Genomic DNA, 19570 nt, shown 5'->3' on the forward strand with positions numbered 1-19570 from the left:
GATACTTTAAGACGACTTTAAGACGAGGCTTATTCTTTCCACTGCTTTTGTGCCCAAACCGCCAGTTTTTCTCTGAATATTTTTGCGTTATGACGCACGTCGACCGGGAATTGAGGATGAATTAAAAAGCGTCCTATTCCGTCGGTATGCGGATATTGCTCTGCCAACGTTAATAACTCTTGATACAGAGCTTTAGAGGTTGAGCATACGATGTCTTTTTGTAGTTCAACGCACAATACCGGCACGGTATTATTGCCCACCTTAACACCCACAATGGCTGAACGTTTTACTTGTGGATGGGTGTTAAATACGCGCTCACACGGTAAGGTGTAAAAGCGTTTGATTCTTTGTTGACCACGCGTAGCATCAACAATATGGCCTTTACGACCACACATCCACAGTAAGCCGTTATCGTCTACATACCCCACGTCACCCAAGCGGTGCTTAACGTGTTCACCGTCATTAATTTTCGCTAACTCAGTGGCATGTTGACGTTGATAATAGGCTTGGCTGACCATTGGGCCGCTCACGACAATCTCGCCAATTTCATTGGTGGCAAGTTTTTTGACTTCAGCCCAATGAGGTTGGGCCTTATCTGTGATGGCAATAATATCCACACTTACCGACGATATTGGTTTGCCGACACAAATGCCTTTGCCTTGGTCGGTTAATTCGCTGGTCGCAAACAATGCGTGGCTGCCGATCATGCTGATGGGCAAAGATTCTGTCGCACCGTAAGAATTAAGCACTTCAACCTGTGGATTGAGCATTTGGCTAAAGCGTTTAATCGAGCTAATGGTTGCCGGTGCGCCAGCTGATATGACTCGCTTAACGCTGTTTAGTTTATGCTGAGTTTGCTCGCCTGCTTGACCTAAGCGCTCTAACAAGGCTGGGTTAACAAACATGTTGCTGCATTGATATTGTTCTATTGCGGCAAACAAATGAGCAGGATTTGCCGTTATCGGTTTACTGGCGTCCATGTCTGGCACAATCGATGCCATGCCAAGCGCAGGGCCAAATAATGAAAACAGCGGAAACGTTGCTAAGTCGCGCTCACCTGGGCTAATGCCATAATCATGTTTTAGAGCACTGATTTGTGCTTCAAACATGGCGTGGCTGTACACCACGCCTTTTGGGGTACCTGTGCTGCCACTGGTAAATAAAATGGCCGCCATATCATCTGGTTTTAACAAGGCCATTTCAAAGGGATAAGCCTCATTTCGGCCTATTTCTATAATAGTTTCAAGACTGGTGGCATTGGCTAGCCAACGCTGTAAACCTGAACCACCGACATTAATAACCTGTTTAACACTGCCTTTGCCCCAACCCAGTACGCGCCTGGCAATATGTGCTTTAGGGATGCCAATAAATACATCGGGCTGAGACTCTTCAAAACACTGCTTAAGATTTTTGATGCCCATACCAGGGTCGACTAAAATCGGAATAATACCCGCTTTAAATAAGCCAAAGGTTAACGAGAAAAACTCAATGCTTGGGGTGACCATTAACACCGCTTTCATGCCACGCTTGATGCCGTATTGAATAAGCCCTTTGGCAATCATGTTTGATTGTTGGTGTAAGGTCGCAAAGTTGATTTCTTGATAATTAAACTGGCCTTGCTTAACGTGTTGCACTGCAACAGCAAGTCCGGCAGGCATAGTTTGCGCAGCCGTTTTAAGGTGCTGACAGATATTGGCATTAGCAAGTGCAGAGGTTTGAGTCATGTGGCTTCATTTTGGGCTAATGTGAATAACGCATATGCTGGCTAACGACAATAACGAGCCAATATATAGATAATTTTAGACGATTAAATAGCTAAAAGGCTCAAATGAGCCTTTTAGGGTGTAATTAATTTTTTGCGATAAAGTCTTTAATTAAGCCAATCACTTCGTCGCTGGCATCTTCAAGAATGTAATGACCGCAGTCAGCAAACTCATGCACCGTGGCGTGAGGCATTCGCTGTCGCCATTCTTCTAAAAAATACTTATCGAATACAAAATCTTGTAAACCAAAACAAATCAATGTCGGTACTTCAGCAAACTCGCTTAAGCTATCGCCAATACTAGTCACTAGGTCGTAGTTTCTGTCGCCAGGTTTGAGTGGAATGTCTTGTACAAAGCGTAAGGTCGAAATACGGTTTTTCCACGAGTTAAACGGCGCTACGTAAGCTTCACGCACTTCTTTAGACATGGGTTTGCGTTTAACACCTACATAGGATGCGGCTGACGAAAATGCATTACAACCACGAACCAACAAGGTGCCTAGTAGGGTTTCGCGGCAAATCCACAATGCCCAGGGAAATGGCTTAGTTTTAGGAAGATGAAACGCGGCAGTGTTTAAACACACAATGCGTTTGATGCGCTCAGGATAACGAGCAGCAAAGCCCATACCAATCATTCCGCCCCAATCGTGAACCACGAGGGTGATGTTTTGTTTTACATCAAGGCTGTCAAGCAAGGCTTCTAAATCATCAATACGGTTTTTTAAGGTGTAATCGTATTGTGGATCATCGGGCTTGTCTGATAAGCCGCAACCAATATGGTCTGGCACAATACACTGGTGTTGATCGCTCAACGCGCTCACTAGGTTACGGTAGTAGTAACTCCAACTCGGGTTACCGTGCACCATCACTACTGGCTCGCCTTGGCCTTCGTTGATGTAATGGAGTTTATTGCCGTTACGGTCTAAATAATGACTTTTAAAGGGCAGTAAGTTGTCTAGCATGATGCATCCTGTTAACTATTTTTATAATGAAATGCAAAAACTCAGTGCAGCCCATGGCCTACCACTTAATTCCTAACATCATGCAGTTTAAACCACTGCCTATGCCTAAAAAGCTGACTTGGTCGCCAACACGTAAAAAGCCTTCATCGTGAGCAATAGCGGCGGTTACAGGTAGTGACACAGTGCCCATGTTGCCCAATGTTTGATAGGTTGGATATTCTTTTTCGTGGGGGATGTTTAATGCATTAAGCACTTGGCGACGGTTTGATGCACCCACTTGATGGCAAATCACTTTGTCGACTTGTTCGACGACCCAGTCACGTTGCTCTAAAAAGTGTTCCCAAGTGTGCTTAGCAAGCTCGACACCTTCTTTAAGCAAAGTGACGGCATCTGTGCGCATAAACTCGCGATACAATAAGTGCCCAGCTTCTTGCAGGCCCCATTGACACAATTGGTGATGTTCAGGTGCAGACAAATGGCTTGCGCCCAATAGCTGATGTTGACGAGTCGTTTTAAGCGGCAAAGTGCCGTCCGTTAAAATCACCGCCACTGCGCCTGAACCACCGGTTAATGTGGCCAGTGACTGAGCAAAATTTTGCATCGTTGGCTCAGCAAGCATGTGGTCGATAGTTGCATCGACGATGTCTCGCGCTGATTCGCACGACACCACCATACCGGCTTTGATTTGGCCAAGCTCTATTCTATTAGCAATATCTAAAATACCCGACAACACACCCAAACAGGCATTACTGATATCGTAAATTGCTGTGTCTTTAGACACGCCTAACTCTGCAGCAATGCGACAAGCTGTAGCAGGTTCGTGTTGATCACGGCATACTCCAGTGTAAACTACCGCACCTAAATCGCTGACATTAATACCGGTTTCATTCATAGCTTTGCGTGCAGCGGCAATAGCGCCGTCAGATAAGCGGTAACCTTTAGGCCACCAGCGACGCTCAGTAATTCCGGTTAATGCAGCAAGTTGCCCCATAGGAATACGAAACTTTTGATAAAGCGGGGCCAAGCGAGATTCTAAATCGCTACTCGACACTACTTGTGGTGCTAGCTCATAAGCCAGACTATTGATAAAGACGCGTGAATATTTCATTAAACCGTATAATTCGCTTCGCTCTAGCAAGCACAAAAGCCACTAGAATAGTTGTTATTCGTTATTAACCCGCCATTTGAACAAGAATGGCTTAATTATTCAATCAAAAACAGCAAGCCAATGCAGTAAGTTGGGAGAATACTTTGTGGTTAGATTTTATTGTTTGATTAACTAGTTTGTTGATTTTTACAGTTTTAAGCTAAATAGACTAGTATAAACAAAGGTTTAATTTACAGTTTTGTGACAAAAGCTGCTATTAGTTTGTTTTAATTGCTTGGATCAAGGCATTTCGTGGCGTAACACTGTTTGCACAAAATTCAGTCAACGTAACGGCATAGCCCTGCTCTTGTAAAAAACACACCCGATCGAGCAACAACCAATGCTCTAACGCTCGGCGAAATAAATGTGCCACTAAATCGATTCGCTTAGTCAGCCGTTGGCGCTCAATACCGCGGTGCAAATAATGGCTTAAATTAATCTCACTGGATATAAATAAATGCTTTTGATTTGCAGCCCATAGGCAAAAATCACTAAAACTGCCGCTAAGCTGACTTTTTTTAATGGTCGGCACCGGTAAATAAGCCTCTACACCTCGAATATCTCGCTGCAAACTATCAAATCCTAAGCGCCATGATACCTCTTGATTACGCAGTAGTCGTTTTTTAGTGCCAGCAATGACACTTTGTTGCAATGGCAGCTGTAAATCATGTTTAGAAAGCTTGAGCGCACTGGCTTTGGCTAAAGCCGATAGCGGTTGATAATGTTCATGCTCTATCAAATGATAACAGCACGGCGAAATAGAAATGACTCGAGTGCCTGCTGAGGCCGCAAGTTTAAGTAAACGTGTATGTAAATCGCCACAGGCATGTAATGCAATGGCATGTTGGTCGATTAACAATAGTGGTTTACTTGCATCTATTGGCGCAAAAGCATCTGCACAAATAAAGGTTTGTGGTATTTGCCATTGTTCAGCAAATATTTGGCCTTGTGCGCATAAACTCGTTTGCCACTCGAGACTGGTCACTACAACGGCTTGCTGCTTAGCCACCAGACGGCCTAGGTGTCCTTTACCTGCACACCATTCTAAAATGGGTAATCGAGGTAATTGGGGATGATGTTGTGGATCCACTTGCTCCGCAAATGCGGTGATTTGTTGCCATTTTCGCCCTTTAATATGGACATTAAAATGGCTTAAATCGTCATTCCCACTGTGATTTTTTGGTTGAGGACTTTTTATCAGATCATCGTTTTTAGGATCGTTATGTTGCGATTTATCGGCAGTTAACCATTGAACATTGTCATTGTTAATGGCTCTTGTAGCCGAAGTGATGACTAACAAGCTTAACCAGCTAATGAGTTCATCAGCAACTGGCCTTTGACTGTGTTTTAGATCGCTTATCAAGCTGGGCAGTAATGTATCAACTAACTGTTGCTGGCTTGCATCAAGATTATCTATTTCAGCATCATCAAGCTGCCACACTTTTTGAGCTAATTGCGGAAAGCTCTGCTGCCAAGGTAAGTGGTCACACTCAAACGCAACTAGCTGCCACAAGGGTCTTAGAGCATCAAGAAGTGAGTCGAGTGCCTTGAAGGTGTGATGATAATCGATTGCTGGCATATGACTGCTTATGGTTAACCTTAGCTGATTGAAATGATAGGATGCAGTCCATTGAATACCTAAATCGGAATTGTAAACTATGCACTCACCTTGTGTCGCCCGTTGTGGCTTAAATGCTGACGATTATTGCATGGGCTGTTTTCGCCACATTGATGAAATTGTGATTTGGTCACAGGCAAGTGATGAGCAAAAAAAACAGATTTGCGATAAATTAGCCGATAGAAAACAACAATTTTCAGGTGACGGTAACAGTCAAACATTGTCGAGAGCAAAATGGTTGGAAGCTGAAAAGCGAATCAAGCGGTAACGTTGAGAAAAAGTGCGATAACAGGTGATAACGAGCGATTACAAGCGGTAACAAGCGGTAACAAGCCTAGATGCTAGGGCGGACTGCGTCCAGCTAGTGCGCTTCGCTTCTATAACCACGGTAAAACATCAAGCAGATCCCCGCTCAGAAGTATTACCATGATGTAAGCTAGCCCTTAAGATTGTATCTTTTGAATTTGATTTTATAGCATCTCGCCGCGAAGCGACCTAGCGCCTCGGCTTTTATCGCTTGTCATCGACTTTTATCGTTCTTAACCGCTTCGACCCTCTAGCTCTACTTCTTCATCATTGCTTTTAAGTCTGCAAAGGGGTTGAAAGTAGCGGCTGCTTGTTTGGTTTCTGTGGTGCTGCCATAACGGATCAATTCTTCAAAACGAGAATGTTCGTTGTCGTGACAGTACAAACATAATAATTCCCAATTGGTGCCGTCTGACGGGTTATTATCGTGATTATGGTCGCGATGATGCACGGTCAATTCAGATAAGTTTTTATTGGTGAACTCGCGAGTGCAGCGGCCGCAAACCCAAGGATAGAGTTTGAGTGCTTGTTCACGGTAGCCCTTTTCTCGGGAGGCTTTGTAGTCTCTGGCTTCAGCTAATACTTTGTCTAATTTACTTTCGTTGGCTGACATTAATTTATCACTCATCAATAAAATTACCCCAAGGATAATCACTGTTTCCGTTGGGGGCAATTGTTTGTAGTATCTTATTTAGCGATGATACTGCTACGACTATACGTGCAAAGTCAAAAAAACGATGAAGAGCGATGACAAGAGATGACTATCGAACTAGCAAGACAGTCCGCTCTAGTGCCTAGTATTTAGTATTTAGTATTTAGTATTTAGTATTTAAGCACTTTTACCATCAGCACAGCGTTCGCTGTTATCGATCGTTATCGCTCCACCTACGGTTACCCTTCTTTAGTATTCGATATTCCGGCGGTTAAATTAAAGCGCATCGCATCTTCGAACGACCAATCAACACTAATTAAGTCTTCACGCTTTACTAAGCTGGTCACTCCGGCGATTTGATAACTTAATTGGAATAATACTGGCACCCATTCACCTTCAGGCAATGCATCTGCAAGCGGCTGTGGTGCAAACTCACTCATAATAAAACCAACCACATAACTACCGTTGGCTTGTTTAACTAATACCGTTTTTTGAGTTTTGGGTTGGCCATCGCGATTCATTAAACTGGCAATATCTCGAATGCTGCCATAAACCGACTTAAACAATGGAAACTTCATTAGCTGGCTTTCAATCCAACCATAAACCCACGCAATAGGGCTAACTGAAAATAATAATCCAGCAACAAACACAACACTTGCTACCAAACAAAAACCTGCGCCCACAAAAACAGGTTTGATGCCGACAATATCGAGTAATAATTTACCTAAGCCATCAAGTGAGATAAACAATGACCAAAAAAGCCAAATGGATAGCACCATAGGTAATAAATTAGTTAAACCACGAGCAAGGGTATTTTTCATAGAAATAGTCTTCAACAATAGAGCAGATTAGCTAGCCGGCAAAGATAACAAATATCCTGCTAAACCGCTAAATAAAAAACGCCCTACGTTTAGCTGTTTAATAGATAAACAATAAACGTAAGGCGCATTTAAAACAGTAAGCTCAACTCTTAATGAGAGGAGATAGACTAACCTACAGCCCTCTTTAGCTAAACGAGAGGACGCAAGCAAAAAGAGGCGAAGTTACAGCTCTTTTTCCATTTCTTCATAAGAAATATGACGAACGTCTTTACCCTTTACATAATAAATCACGTATTCGCAGATGTTTTTGCAACGGTCGCCGACACGTTCAACCGCACGTGCAGCCCATAATACGTCTAACACACCAGGAATTGAGCGAGGGTCTTCCATCATATGGGTCATTAATTGACGGATAATACCTTCATACTCTTTGTCTAATTTCGCATCTTCTTTGTGTAACTCAAATGCTTGGTCGGCATCCATACGGGCTAATGCATCTAAGGTTGAGTGCAGCATACGTGTGGCATGACGGCCCATGTTTTCAATGCTCACCAATAACGGCTGCTGGCTATTAGCGCGCTTTTCTACCGCGGCTTTAGCAATACGAACACAGGCATCACCAATACGCTCAAGATCGGTAATGGTTTTAGAAATGGCCAAAATCAAGCGTAAATCGCTGGCAGCAGGTTGGCGCTTAGCAATAATACGGGTGCACTCTTCATCAATAGCCACTTCCATGCCATTGACTTTGTGATCGCCTTCAATCACTTGCTGGGCAAGTTCTGAGTCAAGGGTTGCCAGAGCATCAAGCGCCTGCTCAAGTTGACGTTCAACTAAACCGCCCATGGCTAGTACGCGATTACGAATATCGTCAAGCTCGGCATTAAACTGACCTGAGATATGTTTACTTAAATTCATTTTTTCCATGATACCCACCTAAATTCTGTCTGTTAATTAAAAGCGTTTTGAGCAAGATTAACCGTAACGACCGGTAATATAATCTTCGGTTTTACGCTTTTTAGGGGTCGTGAAAATAGTGTTGGTATCAGCATATTCAACCAATTCACCCATGTACATAAAGGCAGTTTGATCAGACACACGTGCCGCTTGTTGCATGTTATGCGTCACAATTACCACGGTATATTGTTGCTTTAACTCGGTGATCAACTCTTCAATAGTTAAGGTTGATATTGGATCTAGTGCCGATGTTGGCTCATCGAGTAGTAATACTTCTGGCTCGATGGCAATGGCACGAGCAATCACTAAACGTTGTTGCTGACCACCTGACAATCCAAAAGCATTGTCGTGAAGACGGTCTTTCACTTCGTCCCAAATAGCCGCGCCGCGTAAAGAGCGCTCAGCAGCTTCATCTAAATCACGACGGTTGCTCAATCCTTGTAAACGTAAACCATACACTACGTTTTCGTAAATTGACTTAGGAAACGGATTAGGACGCTGGAACACCATGCCGACATTACGGCGTAATGCGGCGACATCGACTTTTTTGTCATAAATATTTTGCCCATGAAGCAAGATTTCACCGTCAATTTTACAAATATCAACCAAGTCATTCATGCGGTTAATACAACGTAAAAGCGTTGATTTACCACAACCACTTGGGCCAATAAAGGCAGTAACTTGTTTCTTAGGGATCTTCATCGACACATCAAATAACGCTTGTTTGTCTCCGTAACGTAAATTGAGGTTACGGATCTCAAGAGCGGTATCCTGTGCCGGCAAGTTAACTAAATCAACCGCTTCTGTTTTCATTGCTGAACTATCAATAGAAATCATTTTTGTCTTTCCTCGGGATATCGCTAATTAATGTTCTAGCGAACGGAATTTTTCACGTAAATGGTTGCGCACGCTGATAGCGGTTAAATTAAGAGCAACAATTACAGATACTAATAAAAACGAAGTTGCATACACTAATGGACGAGCAGCTTCTACGTTAGGGCTTTGGAAGCCTACATCGTAAATATGGAAACCTAAGTGCATGAACTTTCGCTCTAAATGCACAAACGGGAAGTTCATATCAATCGGTAATGTTGGGGCTAACTTTACCACACCCACCAGCATCAACGGCGCGACTTCACCAGCAGCACGGGCCACGGCCAAAATCAAACCGGTCATAATAGCTGGACTCGCCATTGGAATGACAATGCGCCATAAGGTCTCGGCTTTGGTTGCACCTAATGCCAAACTGCCTTGACGTACTGCACTTGGAATACGGCTTAAGCCTTCTTCGGTCGATACAATGACCACTGGCAAGGTTAAAATGGCTAAGGTTAATGCCGACCAAATCACCCCTGGAGAGCCAAATGTCGGCGCTGGTAGCGCTTCAGGAAAGAACAATTGGTCAATTGATCCACCCATCATGTACACAAAGAAACCTAAACCAAACACACCATAAACAATTGACGGCACACCGGCTAAGTTGATTACCGCGATGCGGATCATCTTAGTAATAGGGCCTTTTTTAGCGTATTCATGTAAGTAAATGGCTGCGATAACCCCAAATGGGGTCACAATAACGGCCATGAGCATCACCATAAATACAGTACCGAATATGGCTGGGAACACCCCACCTTCGGTATTGGCTTCACGCGGGTCATCACTCACAAAGCGCCCAATACCAACAAACCAGTGTCCGACTTTACCGAGTAAGCTCATGTGGTTGACATAACTTACGTCTAAAATAGAGTCCAGTTGCAAGGTCACTTCAACGCCACGCATGTCTTTAACCACAACTGAATCACGCGCCGCTTTATCACGTAGAGCAAACAAGTCTTTTTCAAGCACTAAGTAGTCTTGATTAAGCTGCTCAATTTGCGCCTTAATGTCGGCTTTACGTTCAGCGGTTAACTCGCCATCTAGCTCATAACCACGTTCTTTTAAACGTAGACGCTCCATTTGATAATTTATCGAGCCAATATCGCTTTTTTGCAACGCTAAGGCTTCGTCAGAAATGGCTACTGCACGGTCTATATGGTCGAACAAAGACGCTTCTATATCTGCTTCGCTTGTTAACTCTAAGCGTTTACCGTCTTCAATCACCGCTATAGGGTAACCGTAAAAGTTACCATTTTTAGTACGTTCAAGCTTAGCGACATCAGCCGGGACTGAACGACTAACGATGTCTGTGGCTAGAATCCAACGAAAATCGAGGCCAACAAACTCACGGTTACCGGTTTTGACCAAGTAACGGGTTACAAACTCACCCGGGTGCTTGGTAAACTTATGTCCGGCTGAAATTAAACGCTCTGTCGGCACTTCTTCACGGTCGTATATTTCACCAATAAGGGTACTTTTAATCCCGTTATTGTCTTCAAGTTGCCATTCATAAACATCAGCTGGCCAAAAGTAACTTAAGCCACGCCACGCGATTAACAGTAATAAGCCTAATACGGCAATCAAACTGATACTAACGGCACCACCAGTCATCCAAATCCACGGTGAACCTGATTTAAACCACTTACCCATTGCACAAACCTCTCAAGGCGATTGGCGAATTAATCATTAATTGAGTCATCATCTTTCCTTACAGTGAGCTATAACGTTCGCGTAAACGTTGGCGAACCACTTCAGCAATCGTATTAAAGAAGAAGGTGAACACGAACAATACAAAGGCGGCTAAGAACAATACGCGATAATGCGTGCTGCCAATGGCCGACTCAGGCATTTCTACGGCAATGTTTGCCGCCAAGGTACGCATACCTTCAAACACGCTCCACTCAAGGATTGCAGTATTGCCGGTTGCCATTAATACAATCATGGTTTCACCTACTGCGCGGCCTAGTCCCATCATGATGGCCGAGAAAATACCCGGACTGGCGGTAAGTAATACCACTCTAGTGAGGGTTTGCCAATTGGTTGCACCTAATGCCAAACTGCCGTTTGATAGATGACGTGGCACAGAGAAAATCGCATCTTCAGCAATAGAAAATATAGTTGGAATAACCGCAAAACCCATGGCAATACCCACCACCAACGCGTTACGTTGATCGAATGTGATGCCTAAATCGTTGGTAATAAACTGACGCGTATTGCCGTCAAATAATGCCACTTCAATCATTGGGCTAATCGCAAACGACAACCAACCAACAAATATAATCACTGGCAATAACATCAGCTCTTGGTAAGTTTCTGGTAAGCGCTGCTTCCATTTTTCTGGTAATTTACTCCAAGCAAATGCGGTAGTCAGTATTGATGTGGGCAATAACATCAACAACACCACAATGCCGGGTAAGTGATCTTCAATCAGTGGCGCTAACCATAAACCAGCCAAGAAACCCAAAATAACCGTCGGTAATGCTTCCATAATTTCAATGGTAGGCTTAACCACGTTGCGGACTTTTGGCGTCATGAAGTAAGCGGTATAAATCGCCCCTGCAATCGCTAATGGCGCCGCAAATAGCATGGCGTAAAATGCCGCTTTCATGGTACCAAAGGCCAGTGGCATTAAGCTCAACTTAGCTTCAAAATCGTCAGAACCTGAGGTTGATTGCCACACATATTGTGGCTCTGGATAACCTTCGTACCAGACTTTCTCCCACAGTGCGCTCCACGATATTTCTGGATGACTGTTTTCAACAGAGAAAAGGTTAAGCTTGTTATCGGCTTCAATGACTAAGGCATTTGAACGCGGGCTAAATGCCATTTTACCAGGGTTAGTTAACTGAAATTTCTCATCGAATAACTCACGCTCGCTTGATGTGTAAAGCAGAGTTAACTCACCTTCTTCACTTAACACGGCAAAGCTTTTACGATAAAACTCAGTTGCCATAACACTGACTGGAGCAATATCATCAAACTCTCGAATTTGCTGATATAAACGGCCTTTTTCACTGTTCACTTGAAAGTATTGACTGACAATGCCGCTGTCATAACTGACTATAATTGAGCTGGCACCCGCAAGTAAGTTAACTTGCTTTACTTCGGCATTAGCTTTTTTAACGTCAACAACTTGAAGTAATTCAACTGAGTCGGCGTCGCGAGTGTTATAGATAAACAGTTTATTATTGGCGCTCAATATAAGTTGACGATGATCTGGAGTCATAATTGCCGAAGTAACATGACCAGGTGCATCTTCAATAAACACCTCAACTGATGACCACTCAATCTCTTCAGTCATCATGTTTTCTTCGCCTTCTTGGCGATTAAGCTTCCAAGCACCATTTACATCTTGGTAAGCAAAGCTCATGCGACTATCGCTAAAATCAAACACCAAATTATAAACTGCACCATCACTATTAATCGTCAATGGTGTTTCACCCATCGGATAGCGTAAGGCTGGGGTAATTAAGCGTTTATTGTCTGGATACGTTAAACCAAACTCAATACCCACAACAATCACTTGACCATTGCTCAGCCCTAATGCGAAACGTTGCTCGCTTGGGCTTGATTTGGCACTGCTAGTTACTGTTGTTCCTTGAGGAATCTTAGGCTTAAATGACGAAATTAATTCACCGTTAATGGCTGAATAAAAATCTACCGTACCCAACTCGGTCACCCGATAGAGCACTTCGTTTTGTTCATCACTGCCAACCATTAAGGTTTTAGCATCAGTATGTTGATAACTGACACTGGTAACCGGTTCTATGTGTGCCCCATCAAAAATAGGTTTGATGACATACAGCAAATAGAAAAATATTAGTAACAAGGTGACAAACACTAATGTGCCGCCAACGGTTACCCCAATTTCTGCTGCTTTATCCTTAAATGCTCTGCGGGTTGCATGCCTATCAACGAGTAGACTTTTTTCCGCAGAACCAGGTTTATTGACCTGACTTTCCATTAAGAACCTCTAATAATTAATCGATGCCATAATTAGCGCTTTGAATGTGCAGTTTACTATGCTAACAATAAATATTTATGACTAAGCTAACTAATTTATGCCGCTAATTTAAGTTTTAAATTACTCATATTAGCCTATAAACCACCCAGGTTAGCTTGTAGATAAATTATCGTAAAACAACAGCAAAACTGTTGTAAGACAGCAATAAAACCATAACACAATCTTAAGTGGCTGCGATTATATGACGTAAATATGACATTTGTGTTACAGACATTGTTTATAGGAGAAATATCGAATGATGCGTTATCTCATTACTCTTCAAGCACCTGATAGAAAAGGCCTAGTAGAACAAATTGCCAATGTTGTAAGTCGACATGGTGGCAACTGGCTAGACTCAGAAATGCGTCATATAGACGGTGTTTTTGCCGCTATATTACAATTAGAAGTTCCAGCACTAAAATGGGATGAGCTAATTGATGCCTTAGAATGCATTGACGGTTTAACCTTAACCTTTGCTAAAACGACCTTAAGTGCTAAGCCGATTAAGCATCTACATTACAATTTAGTGGCATATGACCGCCCAGGGATTGTGTTACACATCTCTAATAAAATGAATGCACTAGGTGTAAATATTGAACAGTTTAGTAGCCAATACGAAACGGCTAGCCACACCGGCATTGCATTATTTAGAGCCACCATGGCATTAGGCCTAACCGACCCAAGTCAAGAGGAGCAAATTAAAGCATCGCTTTATGAAATGGGTGATGACGTAGTATTAGATAAACTCATTAAATCAGCTTAAACGAACCGTTAACATGCACAAGGAACTCAATTAAGCCTAAAATCCAGTTTCATCATCTGTTAAACTGCCACAAAATAATGATGATAAAAATGGATTAACCATGTTTGGAACGCTATCAAAACTGAAAACCCACCTTAATGATAATCATGAGGTGGAATATCATCTGCCTGTTGGTGAAGCGCGTTTAGCGCTTAACCCGCTTATTGGTAAGTCATTAACCATGACTCACACAGGTAATATTTTTTGCAGCAACTGTGGTAAAAAGACTAAGAAGAGTTATTCTCAAGGTCATTGCTACGTTTGCATGTCTAAACTGGCCAGTTGCGATCTGTGTATTATGAAACCAGAAACATGCCATTTTGATAAAGGCACTTGCCGTGAACCAGAATGGGCCATGTCAAATTGCTTTGTACCCCACTATGTCTATTTGTCTAATACCTCAGGTATTAAAGTCGGTATTACTCGCCATACTCAAATCCCAACCCGTTGGATCGATCAAGGCGCGACTCAGGGATTACCTATTTTTAAAGTATCGACGCGCAAAATGTCGGGATTAATCGAAATTGAATTAGCAAAATTCATTAACGATAAAACCCATTGGCAAGCGATGCTCAAAGGCCATAATGATGATGTGGACTTGGTAGAACAAGCGGCTCAACTTATCCCATTAATTGAAGATAAACTGCAAGCCTTAGCTGCGGAATATCAAGACATTGTCATTGAACGCCTTGATGCCAATATTCAAGCGATTAGCTACCCAATTACGCAGTTCCCGGTAAAAGTTAAATCGCATAATTTTGATAAAGTTGCAGAAGTCAGCGGTATTTTGCAAGGCATTAAAGGCCAATACCTTATTTTTGATACTGGGGTCATTAATATTCGTAAGTTTTCATCTTATGAAGTAGACGTTAGCTATTAAACTATTTAGCGATTAACTTACTAATGATTTGCAATTTAATCGCTAAAACCTTCTACATGCCAAAATAACGAGTTCAAAGGTAAAATTTGAACTCGTTAAGTGAAAGTAATCAACAAGAATTACACTTAGTAACTAATAATTTATTTTCAAAATATCAAAGCGTTAACAATAAAATGAGCATTTTTTTAGTCTTAACATGACAAATTTAACCAAGCGTTAAAAAAATCATTATGGTGAATCACTCATTTCCCCTAAAATTCGATTCATAAAAACACCTTATTAATTCACTATAGAGACCTTTTCATGGAGTTAGTATTCGCCATTGCTTTATTTGCTTTTTCTGCCGGAATTACTCCTGGCCCTAACAACATTATGCTAATGACCTCTGGGGTTAATTTTGGTATTAAGCGCAGCATTCCGCACTTAATGGGCATTAGCCTCGGTTTTCCTACCATGATATTAGCGGTTGGGCTTGGATTAAGCGCAATATTTCAAGCATATCCTTTCATTCATATTGTGATTAAAGTGATTGGTATTAGTTACCTACTTTATCTGTCATGGCTGATTGCCAATAGCAGCAGCAAAATGGAAGGTAAAAAAGTAAGCAAACCGTTTAGCTTTTTACAAGCTGCAGCATTTCAATGGGTAAATCCAAAGGGGTGGATTATGGCAGTAGGTGCCATTGCAACATTTACCTCCGTGCAGCAAGAGATCAATAGCCAAGTAGTGACTATTGCCAGCGTATTTTTATGCGTGGCATTTCCATGTGCAATTGTGTGGCTTGGATTTGGAGTAGCACTAAAACGTTTGCTTAAAAATGAGCGTCAACAACGTATTTTTAATATCACTATGGCTTTATTATTAGTAGCATCGATTATTCCAATGATGTTACCGCCAGCAACCCACTAATCAATTTTTTAGCGTTAAAAGGTTAAGTAATGGAACAACATGAATGTCTTACTCACACCGAAAACTGGGTAAAAGATGTCATTATGAAATACAACATTTGCCCATTTGCACGTCGAGAAGTTGAACGAGCCAGCATTCGTTATGTTGCCATTGAAGAAACGAAAACAAAAGCCGTGTTAAAGGCGCTAATTGAAGAGTGCAAATACTTAGATAGTCATCCTGATACTGAAACTACACTGTTTATTTTGCCACGAGGTTTTGAAGGTTTTTACCCTTATTTAGATTTAGTCGATTACGCTACCGATGAGTTAATTGAGCAAGGCTATGAAGGCGTTTATCAATTAGCCACATTTCATCCAGACTATTGCTTTGAAGGTGAACCACAAGACAGTGCGGCTAATTTTACTAATCGTGCGCCTTACCCTTGTCTGCATATTATCCGTGAAGCTAGCATGGAATTCGCGTTAGCCAACTATAGCGATCCTGAATCGATTCCTGAGCGTAATATTGCTTTTGCAGAGCGTAAAGGTAGCGATTTTTTTATCCAATTACTGCAGCATTGCACTAAATGAGTTGAGAAATAATCAGCGATATCAAGCCTAGAAACTAGGGCGGACTTCGTCCTGCTAGACGCTGAGCGGCTATAAAGGCAGATAACAGCTGCATCCGTAGTGTAGCAAAAAACCTTCCGACTTGGTTGCTCATGCTTTTATAGCCTCTAGCCGCAAAGCGTTCTCGCATCTAGGCTCTTTCCTTGTCATTTTAGCTTTTAGAGAGGGTAAACTTGCTGACTTGTTGGGACATGTTGCTAGCATCACTTAGTAGATTGTCATTTAGCAAAGCAATCTGTTGTGATATCTCCTGCGTATGGTGATAGATTTCAGTAATTTTCATCGCATTACGGTTAACTTCTTCGGCCACCGCTGATTGTTCATGTGTTGAAGCGGCAATTTGCTGGTTCATGCTGTCAATCACACCAACGTGTTGAGCAATCAATTTAAGCTCATTGCCTGCATGTTGAGATTCTGTAACACTTTGTTGCGCTTGTTCTTGGCCTCGTGTCATTGCGCTAACCGCAATGGCTGCACCGGCTTTAAGCCTATCGGTCATCGTTTTAATATCTTCAGTAGAACGTTGTGAGCGCTGCGCTAAGCTACGAACTTCATCTGCAACAACAGCAAAGCCACGACCTTGTTCGCCTGCTCTAGCGGCTTCGATTGCCGCATTTAATGCGAGTAAATTAGTTTGGTCAGCAATGGAGCTGATGACCGCTAAAATGGTCACAATGTCTTGTACATCTTTATCTAGACGTTCAATACTTTGCGCGGCATCGGCTATTTCTCTAGCCAACAATTGAATTGCATCACTGGTTTTACTAACGTCGTGGTTACCACTTTGCACTTCGATATTGGCATTGGCTGACGCCTCTGAAACTTGCACTGCATTGGCGGCAATTTCGTGAACCGTTGCGCTCATTTCAGTCATAGCTGATGCGACTTGCTCCGCTTCTGATGAACCTTGCTGAACATCGGCTTGCATTGAGCGAGTAAAACCATTCATTTGTTCGACCGCATGAACCAAGCTAATGGCATTACCGCGCACTTGGGTTATAACGTGTTCAAACTCGGCCATCATTTGATTAAATGCTATCGAAATTTGGCCAAACTCATCATCTGACTGATGGGCTATACGAGTGGTTAAATCAAACTGAGTGCCGGCATGTAACACTTGCTTATGTAGCTGGCTCAAGCTGCGATGCAAGTATCCTGAAACAATTATGCTCACCATAATCACAAACAGTAGCGCCAATAATAAAATACTACCCGTGATATACATATGTTGGGTAGCTTGTGACAGTTTATCTTGACTTAACTGTGACAAATCTTGGTTGAACTGTTTTTCTAGTTGGGTTAAGAGCTCAATTCGAGTCGTTGCTGTCTTAAACCAATCTTCAGGGTTTTGCTGCGCCATTGCAGTACTGTCTTGAGCAAAGGCAATTTCTCGAAGTTGATTAACGTTCGCCATGGCACTATTTTGTTGAGCTTGTTTGAATACTTGGATATTTTCTGGGCTGGCTGCGGCAATAAATCGCTCGGCATATGTTTGTTGTTCTGCTACTAAGGTGACAAATTTGCGATATAAACCCGGTGCAAATTTATTATGACCAAAAGTCGTACTAAGTACTGCTCGCTCTATTCCTGCACGTTCTTTTAATTGTAAAAATGCGCCGAATGATTTGAGCTTTATACCTATTTGGCTGTCTACACTTTGACTAGCCGCACTATCAACCATCGATAATAGTAACGTATTGATGTGGGTGTAATAGCTTACTTGGTCGGCAACGCTGATGTTAAGAGCACTGACGTTATTGCGCATTTTATCAAGTTGATTTAAGGCTGAGGCAACTTCGTCGTAAGTAGATTGCAATTGTTGAGGAAAATCATCTTGCTGGGCAAAAAGGTTAAAACGTTGGATCTGCAAATCGGTTTCAGAACGTTGTGTTGATAAATTATCTTTAAATGCTTGCCCTTTTGAACCGAGAAAACCGGCACTCATGCCGCGCTCTTTTTGCAGCTCATGCACTAATGAGCTATTGATAATGGCGACTTGAGTGAGGTCGATAACCAATGCTAATTGATGTTGAGTTTTGTATTCATTTGTAAGGTACATACCACCAAATAGAATACTAGTGAGTAAAGGGGGAATAACCAGTAAAGCCAGTTTGCGCGAAATATTGAGATTGCTAATCCATTGCCAATTCATACATCATCCTTTTAAAACTCTTTCGGTAAATACGTTTTTCTACATCAAACCATAAACCACATTGATAGATTTAGGTAAAGACTTTACAACAAACTCAGATCTAGCTCACAGCTAATTTAGTTTCTTTTAATTTAATAATGCTTTAAATACATATAATTGAGTAGTTACTATCTTTTCTCCTGCGTGAATGCAATCTGCATCTCAGACGATGAAATTGAGTGAATGAATTTAGCGTGTAAAGTTACCGCGATAAAACCAACTGAAAACGACTCTTCTCACTATCGATAACGATTTATAAACGGAGGCAAAACTCACTGATCAATTCAGGCCATTCATTCACCTCATCTATCGAGGCTGCAATGTGTAAGGTCGAATTAGGTATTATGGCATGTAATTGAATGGCGGTTTCTATGGGATGGGTTTTATCGCCGTGCCACGCTAAAATCAGCGTTGGCATTGTCAGTTCAGCAAGTTGCTGCTTATTGGGCAGATCGTTAAGGGCAGCAGCGCGAAATAACTGATCGAGCGTTTGACGTGTCATTAGCTTTAACCCGTCGAGCATGCCTAACACGCTATGTTCATGACCATTAATCAGCCAACTTGGGAGCAATTTATCCCAATGTTTAGCGTTTATTTTGGCTAAACCTTTACCACCAAAAATGCGCGCTGCTTTGGCAATTTTATGATAATCGCCTACTTGTGCTGCACGAGCATGCCATGCTGTGGGCGGATTCATCAAGATTAATCCTTTTACTTTATGCGGATGTTTTAAAGCGGCGAACAAACACGTTGCACTGCCCATTGATTGACCGCCTAAAATAAGCGCTGATGGCGTACTAAAGTGGGTTGCAATACTTATCATGTCATTTGCTAGTTCTGGCCATAAATAGTCTTCTACACACTTACCTGCAGAAGATAAGCCATGGCCGACAGCATCATATCGAATCAGCTGTAATTTTTTAGGAAACCGATGCCAGGCATATAAGCCAATCGCATCTTCACTTTGGATACTGCCGGTTGACCCATGAGCCCATATCAGAGTTTGTCCTGTACCATTAATGGAACAATTAAATTGATTGATATTAAATTGCTCTGTCATGATGCGGCGCTCC

Annotated in this window: 17 protein-coding genes; 5 read left to right on the forward strand and 12 right to left on the reverse strand. The window is 42.2% G+C overall.

Features of this window, described 5'->3' with window-relative positions; genetic code table 11:
• Positions 1-29 precede the first annotated feature (29 nt).
• The 4 genes from oleC to EGC82_RS14505 all read right to left on the reverse strand — a co-directional run bounded on the left by oleC (position 30) and on the right by EGC82_RS14505 (position 5450).
• A complete protein-coding gene (oleC, locus tag EGC82_RS14490; protein WP_124731391.1) occupies positions 30-1724 on the reverse strand; it encodes an olefin beta-lactone synthetase in 1695 nt (564 codons plus the stop codon).
• A gap of 124 nt (positions 1725-1848) precedes the next feature.
• Positions 1849-2724 carry an alpha/beta fold hydrolase gene (locus EGC82_RS14495; protein ID WP_124731392.1) on the reverse strand — a complete coding sequence of 292 codons (876 nt, stop codon included), beginning with the start codon at positions 2722-2724 and terminating at the stop codon, positions 1849-1851.
• A 58-nt stretch (positions 2725-2782) separates the two neighbouring features.
• Positions 2783-3832 (reverse strand): 3-oxoacyl-ACP synthase III, encoded by a 1050-nt coding sequence (locus EGC82_RS14500; RefSeq protein ID WP_124731393.1) that lies wholly within the window; start codon positions 3830-3832, stop codon positions 2783-2785.
• Between the two features lie 256 nt (positions 3833-4088).
• Complete coding sequence (locus tag EGC82_RS14505) at positions 4089-5450, reverse strand: methyltransferase (protein WP_124731394.1); 1362 nt, start codon at positions 5448-5450, stop codon at positions 4089-4091.
• A gap of 79 nt (positions 5451-5529) precedes the next feature.
• Between EGC82_RS14505 and EGC82_RS14510 the strand changes: the two genes are divergently transcribed.
• Entirely contained in the window at positions 5530-5757 is a 228-nt protein-coding gene (locus tag EGC82_RS14510; protein WP_102037323.1) for a DUF1289 domain-containing protein, read from the forward strand.
• 294 nt (positions 5758-6051) lie between these two features.
• On the opposite strand, the gene EGC82_RS14515 is transcribed toward EGC82_RS14510, so the two are convergent.
• The 6 genes from EGC82_RS14515 to EGC82_RS14540 all read right to left on the reverse strand — a co-directional run bounded on the left by EGC82_RS14515 (position 6052) and on the right by EGC82_RS14540 (position 13065).
• A complete protein-coding gene (locus tag EGC82_RS14515; RefSeq protein WP_124732666.1) occupies positions 6052-6408 on the reverse strand; it encodes a YajD family HNH nuclease in 357 nt (118 codons plus the stop codon).
• 278 nt (positions 6409-6686) lie between these two features.
• On the reverse strand, positions 6687-7268 hold the full coding sequence (locus EGC82_RS14520) for a DUF502 domain-containing protein (RefSeq protein ID WP_124731395.1): 582 nt from the start codon (positions 7266-7268) through the stop codon (positions 6687-6689).
• 222 nt (positions 7269-7490) lie between these two features.
• A complete protein-coding gene (gene phoU / locus EGC82_RS14525) occupies positions 7491-8195 on the reverse strand; it encodes a phosphate signaling complex protein PhoU (protein WP_041412865.1) in 705 nt (234 codons plus the stop codon).
• Between the two features lie 48 nt (positions 8196-8243).
• Entirely contained in the window at positions 8244-9062 is an 819-nt protein-coding gene (pstB, locus tag EGC82_RS14530) for a phosphate ABC transporter ATP-binding protein PstB (RefSeq protein WP_124731396.1), read from the reverse strand.
• Between the two features lie 27 nt (positions 9063-9089).
• Positions 9090-10751 carry a phosphate ABC transporter permease PstA gene (gene pstA, locus EGC82_RS14535; RefSeq protein ID WP_124731397.1) on the reverse strand — a complete coding sequence of 554 codons (1662 nt, stop codon included), beginning with the start codon at positions 10749-10751 and terminating at the stop codon, positions 9090-9092.
• 58 nt (positions 10752-10809) lie between these two features.
• Entirely contained in the window at positions 10810-13065 is a 2256-nt protein-coding gene (locus tag EGC82_RS14540) for an ABC transporter permease subunit (RefSeq protein WP_124731398.1), read from the reverse strand.
• A 295-nt stretch (positions 13066-13360) separates the two neighbouring features.
• Here EGC82_RS14540 and EGC82_RS14545 point away from each other — a divergent pair, with 295 nt between their 5' ends.
• The 4 genes from EGC82_RS14545 to EGC82_RS14560 all read left to right on the forward strand — a co-directional run bounded on the left by EGC82_RS14545 (position 13361) and on the right by EGC82_RS14560 (position 16267).
• Entirely contained in the window at positions 13361-13867 is a 507-nt protein-coding gene (locus EGC82_RS14545; protein WP_124731399.1) for a glycine cleavage system transcriptional repressor, read from the forward strand.
• Between the two features lie 100 nt (positions 13868-13967).
• Positions 13968-14786, forward strand: coding sequence for a DUF2797 domain-containing protein (locus tag EGC82_RS14550; protein ID WP_124731400.1), 819 nt, complete (start codon positions 13968-13970; stop codon positions 14784-14786).
• Between the two features lie 303 nt (positions 14787-15089).
• A complete protein-coding gene (locus EGC82_RS14555; protein ID WP_101086703.1) occupies positions 15090-15695 on the forward strand; it encodes a LysE family translocator in 606 nt (201 codons plus the stop codon).
• A 29-nt stretch (positions 15696-15724) separates the two neighbouring features.
• Positions 15725-16267 (forward strand): DUF1415 domain-containing protein, encoded by a 543-nt coding sequence (locus tag EGC82_RS14560; RefSeq protein WP_124731401.1) that lies wholly within the window; start codon positions 15725-15727, stop codon positions 16265-16267.
• A 190-nt stretch (positions 16268-16457) separates the two neighbouring features.
• Here EGC82_RS14560 and EGC82_RS14565 read toward each other — a convergent pair whose 3' ends face one another.
• Together EGC82_RS14565 and EGC82_RS14570 are read right to left on the reverse strand one after the other, a co-directional pair.
• Positions 16458-18458, reverse strand: a complete 2001-nt coding sequence (locus EGC82_RS14565) for a methyl-accepting chemotaxis protein (RefSeq protein WP_124731402.1) — start codon at positions 18456-18458, stop codon at positions 16458-16460.
• A 292-nt stretch (positions 18459-18750) separates the two neighbouring features.
• Entirely contained in the window at positions 18751-19557 is an 807-nt protein-coding gene (locus tag EGC82_RS14570; protein WP_124731403.1) for an alpha/beta fold hydrolase, read from the reverse strand.
• Positions 19558-19570 lie beyond the last annotated feature (13 nt).

It is taken from the genome of Shewanella livingstonensis (assembly GCF_003855395.1).
GTDB lineage: Bacteria > Pseudomonadota > Gammaproteobacteria > Enterobacterales > Shewanellaceae > Shewanella > Shewanella livingstonensis.